This is a genomic window from Stenotrophomonas sp. YJH_SMC_36, assembly GCF_059369935.1.
The window spans coordinates 657,673-675,100 of sequence record NZ_JCAFTD010000001.1 but is presented as its reverse complement, the minus strand read 5'-3'; the positions used below and the strand labels follow the sequence as shown (position 1 = coordinate 675,100).

At 64.9% G+C, this 17,428-nt stretch carries 13 protein-coding genes and 2 tRNA genes; all 15 read right to left on the bottom strand.

What is annotated here, in order from left to right:
- Positions 1-16: 16 nt before the first annotated feature.
- Entirely contained in the window at positions 17-2,659 is a 2,643-nt protein-coding gene (gene infB / locus AC5P76_RS02915; protein ID WP_065181857.1) for a translation initiation factor IF-2, read from the bottom strand.
- Positions 2,660-2,751: 92 nt separating this feature from the next.
- Positions 2,752-4,263, bottom strand: a complete 1,512-nt coding sequence (nusA, locus tag AC5P76_RS02910; protein ID WP_053518673.1) for a transcription termination factor NusA — start codon at positions 4,261-4,263, stop codon at positions 2,752-2,754.
- 4 nt (positions 4,264-4,267) lie between these two features.
- Positions 4,268-4,858, bottom strand: a complete 591-nt coding sequence (rimP, locus tag AC5P76_RS02905; protein ID WP_053518672.1) for a ribosome maturation factor RimP — start codon at positions 4,856-4,858, stop codon at positions 4,268-4,270.
- 367 nt (positions 4,859-5,225) lie between these two features.
- A tRNA-Met gene (locus AC5P76_RS02900) sits at positions 5,226-5,302 on the bottom strand.
- An 82-nt stretch (positions 5,303-5,384) separates the two neighbouring features.
- Positions 5,385-5,461, bottom strand: a tRNA-Met gene (locus AC5P76_RS02895).
- Between the two features lie 126 nt (positions 5,462-5,587).
- Positions 5,588-7,048: an NADH-quinone oxidoreductase subunit NuoN gene (nuoN, locus tag AC5P76_RS02890; RefSeq protein WP_253118684.1), complete on the bottom strand. Its 1,461-nt coding sequence runs from the start codon at positions 7,046-7,048 to the stop codon at positions 5,588-5,590.
- A 15-nt stretch (positions 7,049-7,063) separates the two neighbouring features.
- Complete coding sequence (locus tag AC5P76_RS02885) at positions 7,064-8,572, bottom strand: NADH-quinone oxidoreductase subunit M (RefSeq protein ID WP_053519919.1); 1,509 nt, start codon at positions 8,570-8,572, stop codon at positions 7,064-7,066.
- 23 nt (positions 8,573-8,595) lie between these two features.
- A complete protein-coding gene (gene nuoL, locus AC5P76_RS02880; protein ID WP_053519918.1) occupies positions 8,596-10,758 on the bottom strand; it encodes an NADH-quinone oxidoreductase subunit L in 2,163 nt (720 codons plus the stop codon).
- Positions 10,759-10,765: 7 nt separating this feature from the next.
- The gene (nuoK, locus tag AC5P76_RS02875) at positions 10,766-11,071 is read right to left on the bottom strand and encodes an NADH-quinone oxidoreductase subunit NuoK (RefSeq protein ID WP_053519917.1); all 306 of its coding nucleotides are present in this window, start codon (positions 11,069-11,071) and stop codon (positions 10,766-10,768) included.
- Entirely contained in the window at positions 11,068-11,727 is a 660-nt protein-coding gene (locus AC5P76_RS02870) for an NADH-quinone oxidoreductase subunit J (protein WP_053519916.1), read from the bottom strand. The genes nuoK and AC5P76_RS02870 overlap by 4 nt, the downstream gene beginning before the upstream one ends.
- A gap of 9 nt (positions 11,728-11,736) precedes the next feature.
- A complete protein-coding gene (nuoI, locus tag AC5P76_RS02865) occupies positions 11,737-12,225 on the bottom strand; it encodes an NADH-quinone oxidoreductase subunit NuoI (RefSeq protein WP_053519915.1) in 489 nt (162 codons plus the stop codon).
- A gap of 4 nt (positions 12,226-12,229) precedes the next feature.
- Positions 12,230-13,324, bottom strand: a complete 1,095-nt coding sequence (nuoH, locus tag AC5P76_RS02860) for an NADH-quinone oxidoreductase subunit NuoH (RefSeq protein ID WP_053519914.1) — start codon at positions 13,322-13,324, stop codon at positions 12,230-12,232.
- On the bottom strand, positions 13,321-15,555 hold the full coding sequence (gene nuoG / locus AC5P76_RS02855; RefSeq protein ID WP_253118683.1) for an NADH-quinone oxidoreductase subunit NuoG: 2,235 nt from the start codon (positions 15,553-15,555) through the stop codon (positions 13,321-13,323). Before nuoG ends, nuoH begins: the two co-directional genes overlap by 4 nt.
- Positions 15,552-16,892 (bottom strand): NADH-quinone oxidoreductase subunit NuoF, encoded by a 1,341-nt coding sequence (gene nuoF, locus AC5P76_RS02850; protein ID WP_065175540.1) that lies wholly within the window; start codon positions 16,890-16,892, stop codon positions 15,552-15,554. The genes nuoG and nuoF overlap by 4 nt, the downstream gene beginning before the upstream one ends.
- Before the next feature lie 4 nt (positions 16,893-16,896).
- Positions 16,897-17,424, bottom strand: coding sequence for an NADH-quinone oxidoreductase subunit NuoE (gene nuoE, locus AC5P76_RS02845; RefSeq protein WP_006381132.1), 528 nt, complete (start codon positions 17,422-17,424; stop codon positions 16,897-16,899).
- Between the last annotated feature and the right edge of the window lie 4 nt (positions 17,425-17,428).

Below are 17,428 nucleotides of genomic sequence, written 5' to 3'. Positions count from 1 at the left end.
CCGGTCCGTTGCAGCATTACAGGGTACGCGGCACTTCGATGCGCTCGAAGCACTCGATCTGGTCGCCCGGCTTGACGTCGTTGTAAGCCTTCACGCCGATACCGCATTCGGTACCGTTGCGGACTTCCTCGACGTTTTCCTTGAAGCGACGCAGCGATTCCAGCTCGCCTTCGAACACCACCACGCTGTCGCGCAGGACGCGGATCGGCTTGCTGCGCTTGACCACGCCTTCGATGACCATGCAGCCGGCGACGGCGCCCAGCTTGGAGCTGCGGAAGACATCGCGGACCTCGGCGATACCGATGATCTCTTCGCGGATCTCCACGCCCAGCAGACCGGAGGCCACCTGCTTCACCTGATCGATCACGTCATAGATGATCGAGAAGTAACGCAGGTCCACGCCGTTGGATTCGATGATGCGACGGGCCGAAGCATCCGCACGCACGTTGAAGCCGATGACGGTGGCCTTGGAGGCGGCAGCCGAATTGGCGTCCGACTCGGTGATGCCGCCCACGCCGGAGTGGATCACGTTGATGCGGATGTCGTCGTTGGACAGAGCGACCAGGGCCTGGCTCAGCGCCTGCACCGAACCCTGCACGTCGGCCTTGATGACCAGGTTGAGGACCTGCTGGCCCTCACCCTTGCCCAGGGTCGCCATGATGTCTTCCATCCGGCTGCCCGCCGTGGCGACCAGGCGCGACTCGCGGCGCTTGGTCTCACGCTGCTGGGCAACGTCCTTGGCCAGACGCTCGTCCTCGACCACCACGAAGTCGTCACCGGCCTCCGGCACGCCGGACAGGCCCAGGACCTGCACCGGGATGGACGGGCCGGCGAACTCCGGCTGCTTGCCGGTTTCGTCGAACAGCGCTCGCACGCGGCCGTACTGGATGCCGCACACCAGGTAATCGCCCTTCTTCAGGCGGCCCTGCTGCACGAGCACGGTGGCGACCGGGCCGCGGCCCTTGTCCAGCGACGATTCAATCACCACGCCGGACGCGCGGCCTTCATCGACAGCCTTCAGCTCCAGCAGTTCGGCCTGGATCGAGATGGCGTCCAGCAGGTCGTCGATGCCCAGGCCGGTCTTAGCCGAGATCTCCACCATCTGGGTGTCGCCACCGAAGTCTTCGGCCACGACCTGCTCGGTCAGCAGCTCGTTCTTGACCCGCATCGGATCGGCGTCGGACTTGTCGATCTTGTTGATTGCCACGATCAGCGGCACGCCGGCGGAACGGGCATGCTGGATCGCTTCCTTGGTCTGCGGCATCACGCCGTCATCGGCAGCGACCACCAGCACCACGATATCGGTCAGCTTGGCACCGCGGGCACGCATCGAAGTGAAGGCTGCGTGGCCCGGGGTATCCAGGAAGCTGATCACGCCCTTCGGCGTATCCACGTGGTACGCACCGATGTGCTGGGTGATGCCGCCGGCTTCGCCGGTGGCGACCTTGGTGCGGCGGATGTAATCCAGCAGCGAGGTCTTGCCGTGGTCGACGTGGCCCATGATGGTGACCACCGGCGGGCGCTGCACGGCTTCGCCCTGGTTTTCACCGGTCGATGCCAGCAGTGCGTCTTCGGCGTCGTTGTCGTTGGCACGGATCGCCTTGTGGCCGAGTTCCTCGGTCACCAGCGCCGCCGTGTCGTGGTCGATGGACTGGGTGATGGTGGCCATCACGCCCATCTTGAACAGCGCCTTGACCACCTCGCCGCCCTTCAGCGCGAGCTTCTGCGCCAGGTCGGCCACGGTGATCGTGTCGCCGATCGCCACTTCACGCACGACCGGTGCGGTCGGACGTTCGAAGGCATGCGGACCGGCGTTGCTGCCACCGCGCGACATGTCGCGACGGCCGCCGGCCTGGTTCCGGCCGCCCGGACGACCACGGGTCGTGCTGTTGCTGTTGCCACGACGTGCACGGTCGGCGGCCGACAGGTGCATCTGGCCGGAGAAACGATCGCCCGGGCCACGCTCGTTGCGCGGCGCGCTGCGGTTGTTGCGGTCCTCGCTGCGTGGCGGAGCGCCACGCGGGGCAGCCGGGGCTGCGGCCGGGGTACGCGGCGGACGCGGTGCGGTTTCGTCGATCGGAGCGCGCGTCTTCGGCTGGCTGGCGGCCAGCGCCTCGGCGGCCTTGGCGGCAACCGCTGCTTCCTCTGCAGCCTTCTTCTCGGCTTCGGCACGCTCCTTGGCGGCAATCTCTTCCTCGCGTGCACGGACGATGGCCTCGTCGCGCAGACGGTCCTTCTCGGCCAATGCCTGCTGTTCGGCGAGGTTGCGGGCGCGCGACTCTTCCAGCTTGCGCAGGATGTCGGCGCGCTCTTCGTCCGGAGTCATCGCACGACCACCATCGGACTTGACGTAGGTACGCTTCTGGCGCACCTCGACATTCACGGTCGTCTTGCTGCGACCGGAATTGACCGTCACTTCCTGCTGTTTACGGCGGTTGAGGGTGATCTTCTTTGCAGACTGATCGGTCTCTTCCGGCGCCTGCTCGGGCTTGCCGTGCGAACGACGAAGGAAGCCCAGGAGCTTCACCTTCTCGGTGCTGGTCACGACCTGGTCGGGACCGCTGAACTTCATGCCGGCACCGGCCAGCTGTTCAAGCAGTTTTTCGACCGGTGTGTTGACCAGTTCGGCAAGCTTGCGGATGGTGGTTTGCTGCGACATTCGGATCCTATGATCTTGTGGGCGCCCCCCCGCATCTGGAGGTGGCGCGGATTCTACGCCCTGAGCGGCTCAGGGCCCTGTTCATTGCCGGCTCATTCGCCGCGTTCCAGTCGGGCGATCTCCTCGGCACGCGCGGCCAGGATCAGCGCGGCGGCGCGCTCCTGGTCCAGCCCTTCGATGCCGAAGTCCACGACCTCGTCGGCGGCCAGGTCGGAGAGATCCTCGCTGGTGCGCACGCCGTGGCCGGCCAGCGCATACGCGGTGGCTTCGTCCATGCCCTTCAGGGACAGCAGGTCCTGCGCCGGCTGGCCGTCTTCAAGGCCTTCCTCGACTGCCAGGGCCTCATTGAGCAGCGCATCGCGGGCACGAGCGCGCAGCTCTTCGACGATATCCTCGTCGAAACCTTCCACGGCCAGCAGTTCGCCGACCGGGACATAAGCGATTTCCTCGACGGTGCCGAAGCCTTCGCTGACCAGGATGCCGGCGATCTCCTCGTCCACTTCCAGCTTGTCCATGAACAGCTGGCGGGCCGAAGCCTGCTCGGCCTCCGACTTGGCGGTGACCTGGTCCTGGGTCATCACGTTGAGCTGCCAGCCGGTCAGGCGGCTGGCCAGGCGCACGTTCTGGCCACCCTTGCCGATCGCCTGGGCCAGGCGGTCCTCGGCAACGGCCAGATCCATCGAGTGCTTGTCCTCATCGACGATGATCGACTGCACCTCGGCCGGCGCCATCGCATTGATGACGAAGTTTGCCGGGTTGTCGTTCCACAGCACGATATCCACGCGCTCGCCATTGAGCTCGTTGGACACCGCCTGCACGCGCGAACCGCGCATGCCGATGCAGGCACCGATCGGATCGGTGCGCTGGTCGTGGGCCAGCACGGCGATCTTGGCGCGGTCGCCCGGATCGCGGGCACAGGCCTTGATTTCCACCAGGCCCTGACCGACTTCCGGCACTTCCAGCTTGAACAGCTCGATCATGAACTCCGGTGCGGCGCGGCTGATGAACAGCTGCGGGCCACGCGGCTCCGAGCGCACTTCGGCCAGGTAGCCGCGGACGCGGTCACCGGCGCGCAGCACGTCGCGCGGAATGCCCTTGTCCTTCGGGATGAAGCCTTCGGCGTTGCCGCCGAGGTCGACGTAGATGTTGCCACGCTCGGCACGCTTGACCACACCGGTGATCAGCTCGCCGACGCGGTCCTTCCATGCGTCCACGACCTGCTGGCGCTCGGCTTCGCGAACGCGCTGCACGATCACCTGCTTGGCGGCCTGGGCGGCGATGCGGCCGAAGTCCGGGTTCTCGATCTGCTCTTCGATGTAATCGCCGACGTCCACGCCCTCGGCTTCATCGATGGCGTCCATCAGGCGGATCTGGCGGTCGGGCGACTCCATGACCACGTCATCAGCCACCACTTCCCAGCGACGGAAGGTTTCGTAGCTGCCATCCTTGTGGTCGATGACCACGCGGGTCAGCACTTCCTCGTCGGGATAGCGCTTCTTCGCTGCCGAGGCCAGGGCGGCCTCGATGGCATCGAAGATCACTTCACGCGGCACGCCCTTCTCGTTGGCGACCGCGTCGACTACCAGCAACAGTTCCTTGCTCATTGGCTCACTCCGCGCGCGGCTTCTTTGCCGCCGGCTCGTTGGAAGAAGAATTCTTGTTCGGCTTCGGACGCTTCGGTGCCGGACCGGTCGGCTTGCTCGGGGCCAGCCCCAGCGCCACCCAGTCGGGCAGGATCCGTGCCTTGTCGATGTTGTCCGCCGACACGACCACTTCGGCCTTGTCGACGATGAAGGTGATGGTGCCCGCCGCCTCGTCGGTCGCTTCGATACGGCCCTGCAGGCGACGTCGGTTGTCCTGCGGCAGCTTCAGGGTGACCTTGGCCGACTCCCCCAGGTGGCGAGTGAACTGCTCCAGGTTGAACAGCGGACGATCGACGCCCGGCGAGGACACTTCCAGCGTGTAGTTGCCGCTGATCGGGTCTTCGACGTCCAGCTGCGCCGACACTTCGCGGCTGACCCGCTCGCAGTCGTCGACATTGATGATGCGCTCGGGCTGTTCAGCCAGCGGAACGTCGATGTAAAGGCGCAGGGTCGCACCGCCGGGGGCCGGCAGATACTCAACGCCCAGCAGCTCCAGGCCCAGCGACACAACGGTCGGGGCGAGCAGATTCGCGATGTCGGTTGCCTTGTCGCTCACAGCCTGCCTTGATCTCTTGGTTGGGTGCCGGCCATGGCCGGCGTGAACATGACGCCCCGGAAACGACAAAGGGCCCGCAGGGCCCCTTTTTCCGGAAAGACTCCGGTGACTGGATTCCGGTTGCAGCACGCCGCGAAGGCATGTTGCGAGCCCTCCTTCCGGGTGAGGTCTCCCCAGGGGAGCGCCGCCTTCAGGGGTACTGCTTAGGCCGATGATGATAGCGGCTGCACCGCGCTGGTGCAAGGCAGGGACCCGGGTCAGATCCCTTTTCCACGGAAAAAGGGATCTGACCCCGAACACGTGGAAAGCACACAGACCTCAAAGAAAAACGCCTTCGAAGCAGGACTTCGAAGGCGATCTCTTTACTTGGTAGCGGGGGCAGGATTTGAACCTGCGACCTTCGGGTTATGAGCCCGACGAGCTGCCAGACTGCTCCACCCCGCATCAGAAGCGGAATCATGAGGCATAACTGCAATAAACGCAAGCTTTACCTCATTCATCAAGCCGGATGGCGCCGGCCCGATGTTGGTAGCGGGGGCAGGATTTGAACCTGCGACCTTCGGGTTATGAGCCCGACGAGCTGCCAGACTGCTCCACCCCGCACCGGAAGTGTTTGAGCTGCTGCCCCACCCTGACGAGGGGGATGTCGCAACGATGTTCTGGCTGAACCGCTGCAGTGACAACTCAGGCTGCGCATATTACACGAATCGCGCAGCTTTGTGTCAACTTTTATGCAAGATGCGCAAAAGCCTGCTGACACCAGACCATGATCGGGTTCCAGGCCAGGCCCAGGGCCAGCAGCGCCAGCGCGTTCACGCCCAGCACCAGGCCCAGCACGCGATCGTTGCCGCGCGGAATGGCCTCGCCCACCGGCTCATCGAAGTACATGACCTTGATGACCCGCAGGTAGTAGAAGCAGCCGACCACTGCGCACAGCACGCCGAGGATCGCCAGCCACAGCAGGCCGCCGTTGACGGCCGCACCCAGCACCGCCAGCTTGGTCCAGAAGCCGAGGAACGGCGGAATGCCCGCCAGCGACGCCATGATGCACAGCACCAGGCCGGCCATCCACGGGTTGCGGGCGTTCAGGCCCTTGAAGTCCTCGATGTTCTCGGCCTCGAAGCCGGCACGCGACAGCGCGATGATCGCGCCGAAGGCGGCGGTGGACATGATGGCGTAGGCCAGCGCATAGAACAGCGCGGCAGCGTAGCCCTGCGAGCCACCACCGGCGATGCCCATCAGCAGGAAGCCGATGTGCGAGACGGTGGAGAACGCCAGCATGCGCTTGAGATTGCTCTGCGCGATCGCCATCAGGTTGCCGATCACCAGCGATACGGCGGCCAGGCCGGCGATCAGCAGCTGCAGCTCGGTCGACAGCGGACCCACGCCCATTTCCAGCAGGCGGTAGGCCATGCCGAACGCAGCCAGCTTCGGTGCCGAGCTGATGAACAGCGCGATCGGCGCCGGCGCACCCTGGTAGACGTCCGGCAGCCACATGTGGAACGGTGCCGCACCCAGCTTGAAGGCCACGCCCGCGATCATGAACACCGCGCCGGTGATCAGCAGCACGCGCTCTTCGGAATGCGGGACGGCATCGCGGATCACGTCCAGGTGCAGGCTGCCGGTGGCGCCGTAGATCAGCGACATGCCATACAGCAGCAGGCCGGAGGCAAGCGAACCGAGCACGATGTACTTCATCGCCGCTTCCGAGGCCAGGCCGCTGTCGCGGTTGCTGGCCACCAGCGCATACGAGCACAGCGCCAGCAGTTCCAGGCCCAGGTAGACCATCAGCAGGCTGCCGGCCGAGACCAGGATCATCATGCCGGCCGTGCCGAACAGGATCAGCACCGGGATCTCGCCCTGGAACAGGTTGCGGTCGCGCAGGTAGCGCCAGCCGTACACGAGGGTCAGGCCGCTGAGCAGCACGATCCCGGTCTTCATCACGTCCGCGGCGGTATCGCGCACGAACATGCCATGGAAGACCTCTCCCTGCCCGCCCACGCCGGTCGCCAGCATGAACAGCACGACGGCCAGTGCAGCAACCGAGAACAGGTGGGTGACGATCTTGTTCCGCTCGCTGACGAACAGGTCGAGGATCATCAGGGCGAAGGCGCTGCCGATCAGCACCAGCTCGGGGGCGAGCGGAGGCAGGTCAGCAGCGGTCAATGGCAGCAGCGGCGAGGTGGTCATCATCAAATCCTGGAATTACAGCAGCTTGCTGGATGCGATCTGCATCGCCAGCTTCGCGATCGAGGGCTCCATCAGGTCGGTCAGCGGCTTGGGGTAGATGCCCAGGGCAAGCACGCCGATGGCGAACACGCCCAGCACCAGCCATTCGCGGCCGTTGATGTCCTTCAGTTCGGCGACATGGCTGTTGGCCACTTCGCCGAAGAAGATGCGCTTGTACAGCCACAGGGTATAGGCCGCACCGATGATCAGGGTGGTGGCCGCGCCCAGGGCGATCCACGGGTTACGCTGGAAGGCGGACAGGATGACCATGAACTCGCCGACGAAACCGCTGGTGCCCGGCAGGCCCGCATTGGCCATGAAGAACAGCATGGCGAAGGTGGCGAACCAGGGCATCACATTGACCACGCCGCCGTAATCGGCGATGCGGCGGCTGTGCATGCGGTCGTACAGCACGCCGACGCAGGAGAACATCGCACCCGACACGAAGCCGTGCGAGATCATCTGCACCATCGCGCCCTGCAGGCCCAGGCGGGCCGCATCGACGTTGCCGGCTTCACGCACCAGCCACAGGGCAATGAAGGTACCCAGGGTGACGAAACCCATGTGCGCGATCGACGAGTACGCGATCAGCTTCTTCATGTCGTCCTGGACCAGGGCGACCAGGCCAACGTAGATCACCGCGATCAGCGACAGCGCGATCACCAGCCAGGCCCACTCCAGCGAAGCATCCGGCACGATCGGCAGGTTGAAGCGCAGGAAGCCGTAACCACCGATCTTCAGCGCGATGGCGGCCAGGATCACCGAACCGGCGGTCGGCGCTTCCACGTGCGCATCCGGCAGCCAGGTGTGCACCGGGAACATCGGCACCTTGACCGCGAAGGCGATCAGGAAGGCGAAGAAGATCCAGGTCTGCTCCTTGGCCGTCAGCGGCAGCGCGTACAGATCGGCCAGCTGGAAGCTGCCGCCCTTCATGTACAGGTAGATCAGCGCCACCAGCATCAGCACGGAGCCGAGGAAGGTGTAGAGGAAGAACTTCAGTGCGGCGTAGATGCGACGCGGGCCACCCCAGACACCGATGATGAGGAACATCGGGATCAGCATCGCTTCGAAGAACACGTAGAAAAGCATCGCGTCCGTCGCAGCGAAGATGCCGACGGTGACGCCTTCCAGGATCAGGAAGGCCGCCACGTACTGGTTGACGCGCTTGTCGATCGCGCTCCAGGCACCGATCAGGGCAAGCACGCTGACCAGGGTGGTCAGCAGGATCAGCGCCACGGCGATGCCGTCCACGCCCAGGTTGTAGCCGATCTTGTACGCCGGGATCCACGCATGGGTCTCGACGAACTGCAGGCCATCGATGCCCGGGTTGTAGCCGCCCAGCAGCGAGAGGCTCGCCACGAAGGTCAGCACCGCCACGCCCAGCGACGCCCAGCGGGCGGTCTGCGCATCACGGATCGCAAGGATCAGGGCACCACCGATGATCGGCAGCCAGATGAGGACACTGAGTAGAGGCCAGTTCGACACGTCTTCTTATTCCGTACAGGTCATCAACGCAGGTAATGCATCAGCACGCCCAGCAGGGCAATCAGGCCGATGATCATCGCGAAGGCGTAGTGATAGAGGAAACCGGATTGGGTACGACGCAGCACGCCGGCTGCGACGTCCACAACACGTGCCGAGAGATTGACCACGCCGTCGACGATGTTGCTGTCGATCCAGCGCGAGACCCTGCCGAGCTTGACGCTGCCACCGGCAAAGCCATCGATCCACAGCTTGTCGAAGCCGTACTTGTTTTCCAGCACCGACACCAGCGGGGCGAAGGCCTTGCGTGCCTTGCCCGACAGGTCCGGCTTCCACAGGTAGAACAACGCGGCCAGCAGGAAGCCCGCCAGGGTCAGCCAGAACGGCGGCAGCATCATGCCGTGCAGCGCGAACGCCACCGGGCCATGGAACTCCTCGCCGAGGAAGGCCACGGTGTTCTTGGCCGGATCGTAGAAGTCGACGATGCCGGTGAAGAACGTGGTCGCCTGGCCCTTGATCGCCTCATGGGCGTGGTGGCCGGCCCAGTCGGTGCCGTGCAGCATCGGACCGATGCTGAAGAAGCCGATGGCGATCGACGGGATGGCCAGCAGGATCAGCGGCAGGGTCACCACCCACGGGGTCTCGTGCGGCTCGTGCGCGCCGTGGCCATGACCGTGGTCGTCATGGTGGGCGTCGGCATGGTGCGCATCGGCGGCATGGTGATCGTCATGGCCGTGGCCATGATCGTCATGCGCGTCGCGGAAGCGCTCCTTGCCATGGAAGGTCATGAACAGCAGGCGGAAGCTGTAGAAGCTGGTCACCAGCACGCCGCCCAGCACCGCCCAGTAGCCATAGGTGGCCACCCAGCTGCCCTGGATATGGGCATGGATCTCGGCGGCCTCGATGATGGTGTCCTTCGAGTAGAAACCGGAGAAGAACGGCGTACCGACCAGGGCCAGGGTACCGATCCACATGGTGATGAAGGTGATCGGCATGTACCTGCGCAGGCCGCCCATCTTGCGCATGTCCTGCTCGTGGTGCATGGCGATGATGACCGAACCGGCGCCGAGGAACAGCAGCGCCTTGAAGAAGGCGTGGGTCATCAGGTGGAACACGGCAGCCGAATAGGCCGAAACACCCAGCGCCACGGTCATGTAGCCCAGCTGCGACAGCGTCGAGTACGCGACCACGCGCTTGATGTCGTTCTGCACGATACCGATCAGGCCGGTGAAGAAGGCCGTGGTGGCACCGATGAACAGGATGAAGTCCAGCGCGGTCTGCGACAGCTCGAACAGCGGCGACATGCGGGTGACCATGAAGATACCGGCGGTCACCATGGTCGCGGCGTGGATCAGCGCCGAGATCGGCGTCGGGCCTTCCATCGAATCCGGCAGCCACACGTGAAGCGGGACCTGGGCCGACTTGCCCATGGCGCCGATGAACAGGCAGATGCAGATCAGCGTGGCGATCGACCAGATCACCGGCTCGTTCAGCAGCTGCATCCCGAACAGGGTGCCGTCCCAGATCTGCAGCTGGGCGCGCGGGTCGGCCAGCATGCTGGCCTGCGAGAACACCTCGGAGTAGTCCAGGGTGCCGAACACCCACAGCACGCCGGCGATGCCCAGCAGGAAGCCGAAGTCACCGACGCGGTTGACCAGGAACGCCTTCATGTTGGCGAAGATCGCGGTCGGGCGCTTGAACCAGAAGCCGATCAGCAGGTACGACACCAGGCCCACCGCTTCCCAGCCGAAGAACAGCTGCAGGAAGTTGTTGCTCATCACCAGGGTGAGCATCGAGAAGGTGAACAGCGAGATGTAGCTGAAGAAGCGCTGGTAGCCCGGATCGTCCTGCATGTAGCCGATCGTGTAGATGTGGACCAGCAGCGACACGAAGGTCACCACCACCATCATCATCGCGGTCAGCTTGTCGACCATGAAACCGACGTGGGCCGAGTACTGGCCGACTTCGAAGAAGGTGTAGACGTTCTGGTTGAACGGCTGCGCCCCGCCCCACAGCAGCTGGTAGAGCGTGTACATCGACAGGCCGCACGCAACCGCAACGCCGAGGATGGTGATGGTCTGCGCGCCGAAGCGCTTGACCTGGCGACCGAACAGGCCGGCGATGATGCTGCCGAACAGCGGTGCAAGCACCACTGCGATCAACAGACTCTTGGAGAGAGTGATTTCCATCTGTGGATCAGCCCTTCAGCGAATCGACTTCGCCGACATTGATCGTGCGGCGGGTACGGAACAGGGTCACCAGGATCGCCAGGCCGATGGCGGCCTCGGCAGCGGCGACGGTCAGGATGAAGAACACGAACAGCTGGCCGGATGGATCGCCCAGCTGGCGCGAGAATCCGACGAAGTTGATGTTCACCGACAGCAGCATCAACTCGATGGACATCAGCAGCACGATGATGTTCTTGCGGTTGAGGAAGATGCCGGCAAGGCTGATGCAGAACAGCACCGCGCCCAGCGCCAGGATATGGCCCAGAGTGATCATGCCTTGGTCTCCTCTTCGCCCGCCGCAGGCGTGCTGTTGCTGTGCACCACCGGCTGCTCGGCACTCATCTTGACCACGCGCAGGCGATCGTGCGCCTTGACCATGGTCTGCTGCGTCGGGTTCTGGGTCTTCAGGCCTTCGCGGCGACGCAGGGTCAGCATCACCGCGGCCACCACGGCCACGGTCAGGATGACGGCGGCGAACTCGAACGGCAGCAGGTACTCGGTGAACAGGCTGCGGGCCAGCCAGGTGACGTTGGACGTGTCAGCGGCCAGAGCGGCGGCATTGTCGGCGGGGAACGGGTTGACCGCCCTGCCCTTGACGCCGATCAGCATCAGCATCTGCACCAGCATCGCCACGGCCACGACCAGGCCCACCGGCAGGTAACGCACCCAGCCCTCACGCAGGTTCGACGGATCGATGTCAAGCATCATCACCACGAACAGGAACAGCACCATCACCGCGCCGACGTAGACCAGCACCAGCGCCACACCGAGGAACTCGGCGCCCACCAGCAGCCACACGCAGGCAACGGAGAAGAAGGTCAGCACCAGGCACAGAACGGCGTGCACGGGGTTGCGCACGCTGATCACCGCCGCGGCGGAGATGCCGGCCACGATGGCGAAGACCCAGAAAGCGATATTTACCCAATCCATCTCTCGACCTCAGCGGTAAGCGGCATCGGCGGCGCGACGCTCGGCGATCTCGGACTCGAGACGGTCGCCCAGGGCCAGCAGCTGCGGCTTGGTAACGATGTTTTCGCCACGATTCTCGAAGTGGTACTCGAGGATGTGGGTTTCGACGATCGAGTCCACCGGGCAGCTTTCCTCACAGAAGCCACAGAAGATGCACTTGAACAGGTCGATGTCGTAGCGGGTGGTGCGGCGGGTGCCGTCCTCGCGCTTGGCCGAATCGATGGTGATGGCCAGCGCCGGGCAGACCGCCTCGCACAGCTTGCAAGCGATGCAGCGCTCTTCACCGTTGGGATAGCGGCGCAGCGCATGCAGGCCACGGAAGCGCGGCGACTGCGGGAACTTCTCCATCGGGTACATCATCGTGTACTTCGGCCTGACGCTGTACTTCAGCGTCAGCCAAAGGCCGGCCAGCAGTTCGAGCAGCAGCAGGCTCTTGAAGTAATGGGTAATCCTGTTCATCACTTTAGACGCCCTTTTGAATCACGCCGAAGAACACCATGACGGCGGTGACCGCGATCCAGAAAATGGTCAGCGGAATGAAGACCTTCCAGCCCAGGCGCATGATCTGGTCGTAGCGGAAGCGCGGGAAGCTGGCACGGAACCAGATGTAGGCACTGGCGAAGAAGAACACCTTGACGAACAGCCACGGCGCGCCACCCTTCCAGATCCAGTCGACCAGCGGCGACACAGTGCCCGGATCGACCCAGCCCTGGATCGGGCTCAGCCAGCCACCGAGGAAGAAGATCGAGATCAGGAAACTGATCAGTATCATGTTCGCGTACTCGGCCAGGAAGAACAGCGCGAACGCGCCGCCCGAGTACTCGACCATGTGGCCAGCGACGATTTCCGACTCGCCTTCCACCACGTCGAACGGCGCACGGTTGGTCTCGGCCACGCCGGACACCCAGTACACGACGAACAGCGGGAACAGCGGAATCAGGAACCAGTCGAAGAAGCCGGAACTGCCGGCCTGGGCCATCACGATGTTGCTCAGGTTCAGGCTGCCCGAAGCGATCATGACGCCGACCAGGGCGAAGCCCATCGCGATTTCGTAGCTGATCATCTGCGCCGAGGCACGCATCGCACCCAGGAACGCATACTTCGAGTTGGACGCCCAGCCGGCCAGGATGATGCCGTAGATGCCCAGCGAGGTCATCGCCAGCAGGTACAGCAGGCCGGCATTGGCGTTGGACAGCACGATCTGCGAATCGAACGGAATCACCGCCCAGGCCGCGAACGCCGGGGCCAGGGTGATCAGCGGTGCCAGCAGGTAGATCGCCTTGTTGGCGTTGCTCGGCTGGACCACTTCCTTGAACAGCAGCTTGAAGACGTCGGCGAAGGCCTGGAAGATGCCCATGCCCACGTACATCGGGCCATGGCGGACGTGCATCCAGCCGATCAGCTTGCGTTCCCAGACCACGTAGAAGGCCACCGAGACGATCACCGGTACGGTGATCACCAGGATCTTCAGGATGATCCAGAGCAGCGCGCCGATGTCACCGAGGCCGAGCAGCCACTGGTGCAGCGGATCGACCGCGTTCAACAGCAATTCGTTCATGCAGCCACCACCGTTACGCGAGCGGCACCCAGCGGCGCGGTCGCGCCGTGGCCCGATTCAATCCAGACCGAACCCGCAGCGACGCGGGCGTCGACCACCACCGGCAGGGTGGCGCGACCGGCATCGGTGCCGACCTTGGCCATCTGCCCTTCCTGCAGCTGCAGGCGTGCGGCATCTTCCGTGTTGAGGACGATGCGCGGGGCGTTGTTGAGCGGATGCGACTGCAGCGCCGGAGCGCGGCGGACCACGGCATCGGTGCGGTAGATCGCCGCCGTCGAGGCCACTTCCAGGCCTTCGCCTGCAACGGCCGGCTGGGCCGACGCAGCCACGGTGACCGATACCGGTGCCAGGCTGGCACGCAGGCCCGCCAGATCGATGAAGTCGAAACCGGCCACCGCCAGCTCACCGCCCAGCGCACGCAGGACGCGCCAGCCTTCACGGGCCTCGCCCGGCAGCTTGCCACCGGCACGGGCCGACTGTTCGCGGCCATCGAGGTTGGTCAGGGTGGCGTCGATTTCCGGCAGCGCACCGATCGGCAGGATCACATCGGCGACGTCGCGGGTCGAGGCGCAGGCGAAGTGGCTGAACGCCACGACCTGGGCACCGGCCAGCGCCTTGCGCGCGGCAGGCGCATCGGCAAAGTCCAGGCCCGGCTCCAGGCCGTACACCACGTAGGCCTGGCGCGGCTGCGCCAGCATCGCGGCGACGTCCCTGCCGGCCGGCAGCACGCCCGCACGGGTCAGGCCGACGGCGTTGGCGCCCTGCGGAATGCGGCACAGGCGGGCACCGGTGGCGGTGGCGAAATCACGCGCGGCGGCGCGGATCGCGGCAGCCTGCGGGTGGCTCTCGGCGATGGCGCCGACGATCAGCACGGTGTTGCTGCCACCCTGCACCGCCGAACGCAGCTCGGCGTTGGCCAGGGCATCGACGAACTGCGACGGTGCGACGATCTGCTTGCCGGCGATGCTGAAGGCGAAGTCGAAGTCGACCGGGTTGACGACGTGGATCTTCGCGCCGTTCTGGGTCTGCGCCTTGCGCAGGCGGGCATGCAGCAGCGGCAGTTCATGGCGGATGTTGCTGCCCAGAACCACGATGCGGTCAGCGCCTTCGATCTCCGCCAGCGGCAGGCCGAACACTTCGGCGGTGGCGGCGTCGGAGAAATCGCGGTTGTTGATGCGGTGATCGATGTTGCCCGAACCCAGGCCCTTGGCCAGGCGCGCCAGCAGAGCGCCTTCCTCGTTGGAGGTCGACGGGTGCACCAGCACGCCCAGGGTGTCGCCCTGGTTCGCCTTGAGGATATCGGCGGCAGCGGCCAGGCCTTCGGCCCAGCTCACTTCCTTCCACTCGCCGTTGACCTTGCGCAGCGGCTTGACCGCACGGTCTTCGCTGTACAGGCCCTGGTGCGAGTAGCGGTCGCGGTCGGACAGCCAGCATTCGTTGACCGCTTCGTTGTCGCGCGGCACCGAACGCAGCACTTCACCGCGGCGCACATGCAGGAACAGGTTCGACCCCATCGCGTCGTGGTAACCCAGCGACTCGCGCGCGGTCAGCTCCCACGGACGGGCACGGAACTGGAACACCTTGTTGGTCAGCGCGCCGACCGGGCAGACGTCGACGACGTTGCCGGACAGTTCGGTGGTCAGGGGCTTGCCGTCGTAAGTACCGATCTGCAGGTTCTCGCCGCGGTACATGCCACCCAGTTCATAGGTGCCCGCCACTTCGGCGGTGAAACGGACGCAGCGGGTGCACTGGATGCAGCGGGTCATCTCGGTGGCGACCAGCGGACCCATGTCCTCGTCCGGGACCACGCGCTTGCGCTCGTTGAAGCGGCTGACCGAACGGCCATAGCCCAGCGACACGTCCTGAAGCTCGCACTCGCCGCCCTGATCGCAGATCGGGCAGTCCAGCGGATGGTTGATGAGCAGGAACTCCATCACCGAGCGCTGGAACTTCAGCGCCTTCTCGCTGCGGGTGGCGACCTTCATGCCGTCCATCACCGGCGTGGCGCAGGCCGGCGCCGGCTTCGGCGACTTCTCCACGTCCACCAGGCACATGCGGCAGTTGGCGGCGATCGGCAGCTTCTCGTGGTAGCAGAAGCGCGGAATCGGAATGCCGGCCTTGTCGGCGGCCTGGATGATCATCGAACCCTTGGGCACGACCAGGGACTTGCCATCGATCTCGATGGTCACATGGTCCGGTGGCACGTTCGGGTTTACGGGTTGCGCGCTCATGCGGCGGCTGCCTCCACCTTCTTGCCGTCAACCATCGAATGACCGTTGACGATGTAGTACTCGAATTCGTCCCAGAACTGGCGCAGGAAGCCCTGGATGGGCCATGCCGCCGCTTCGCCGAACGCACAGATGGTGTGGCCTTCGATCTGGCCGGCCACCGCCTTCAGCTGGTGCAGGTCTTCCATCGTGGCCTTGCCGGCGACGATGCGCTCGAGCACGCGGTGCATCCAGCCGGTGCCTTCACGGCACGGCGTGCACTGGCCGCAGGATTCCTTGTGGAAGAACTGGCTGATGCGGCAGGCGAACTTGACGCAGCACACGCTGTCATCCAGCACCACGACCGCCCCGGAACCCAGGCCGGAGCCCAGCGCACGGATGGTGTCGTAGTCCATCGGCAGGCCCTTCAGCTCCGCCGCGGTGAGCACCGGCATGGAGACGCCGCCCGGAATCGCACCCTTCAGGGTACGGCCCGGGCGCAGGCCACCGGCCATTTCCAGCAGCTCGTCGAAGGTGGTGCCGAGCGGCACTTCAAAGTTGCCGCCGTTCTGCACGCAGCCGGAGACCGAGAAGCACTTCGGGCCGCCATTGGCGGTCCGGCTCAGGCCCTTGAACCACTCCGGACCGTTGCGGATGATCGCCGGCACCGAGCCGTAGGTCTCGGTGTTGTTGATCGTCGACGGCTTGCCGTACAGGCCGAAGTTGGCCGGGAACGGCGGCTTGTAGCGCGGCTGTCCCTTCTTGCCTTCCAGCGATTCCATCAGCGCGGTTTCTTCGCCGCAGATGTAAGCACCGGCACCGAGAGCACCGTAGATGTCGATGTCCACGCCTGAGCCCAGCACGTTCTTGCCCAGCCAGCCGTTCGCGTAGGCGTCGGCCAGGGCCTGCTCGAAGTGCTCGAAAGGCTCGTGGTGGAACTCGCCGCGCAGGTAGTTGTAGCCCACGGTCGAACCGGTGGCGTAGCAGGCGATCGCCATGCCTTCCACCACCGAATGCGGGTTGTAACGCAGGATGTCGCGATCCTTGCAGGTGCCCGGCTCGGATTCATCCGAATTGCAGAGGATGTACTTCTGCATGTTGCCCTTGGGCATGAAGGACCACTTCAGGCCGGTCGGGAAGCCTGCGCCACCGCGGCCGCGCAGGCCGGAGGCCTTGACCATCTCGATGACCTGCTCCGGCGGGATCTTCTCTTCGAGGATCTTGCGCAGGGCAGCGTAGCCACCGGTCTTGAGGTAGCTTTCGTACGACCACGGAGTGTCGTAATGCAGGGTGGTGTAGACCACCTGGTGCGGCAGCGGAGCGGGACCGACCGGGCCCTTGGATTCGTGGTGATGTGCCATGCCCTTACTCCAGCCCGTCCAGCAGCTCGTCGACCTTTTCCAGGGTCAGACGCTCATGGTAGTGACCGTTGATGACCATCATCGGCGCACCGCCGCAGCCGGCCAGGCACTCTTCCTCGCGCTTGAGGTAGACGCGGCCATCCGGGGTCGATTCGCCGTGCTTGATGCCCAGCTTCTTCTCGCAGTGGCGCACGATGTCCTCGGCGCCATTGAGCCAGCAGCTGATGTTGGTGCAGATGGCCACGTTGTTGCGGCCCACCTTCTCGGTCTCGAACATCGAGTAGAAGCTGGCGACCTCGTAGGCCCACACCGGCGGCAGGTCCAGGTACTTGGCCACGCCGGCGATCAGCTCGTCGGTCAGCCAGCCCTCGTTCTGCTCCTGGGCCGCATGCAGGCCCTGCAGCACGGCAGAGCGCTTGCGGTCCGGCGGGAACTTGGACAGCCAGTGATCGATGTGAGCGCGGGTCTTGTCGCTCAGCACCACCATCGGGTCGACGTCGCGCGCCGCCTCGAAATTACCTGTCGCCTTCATCGGC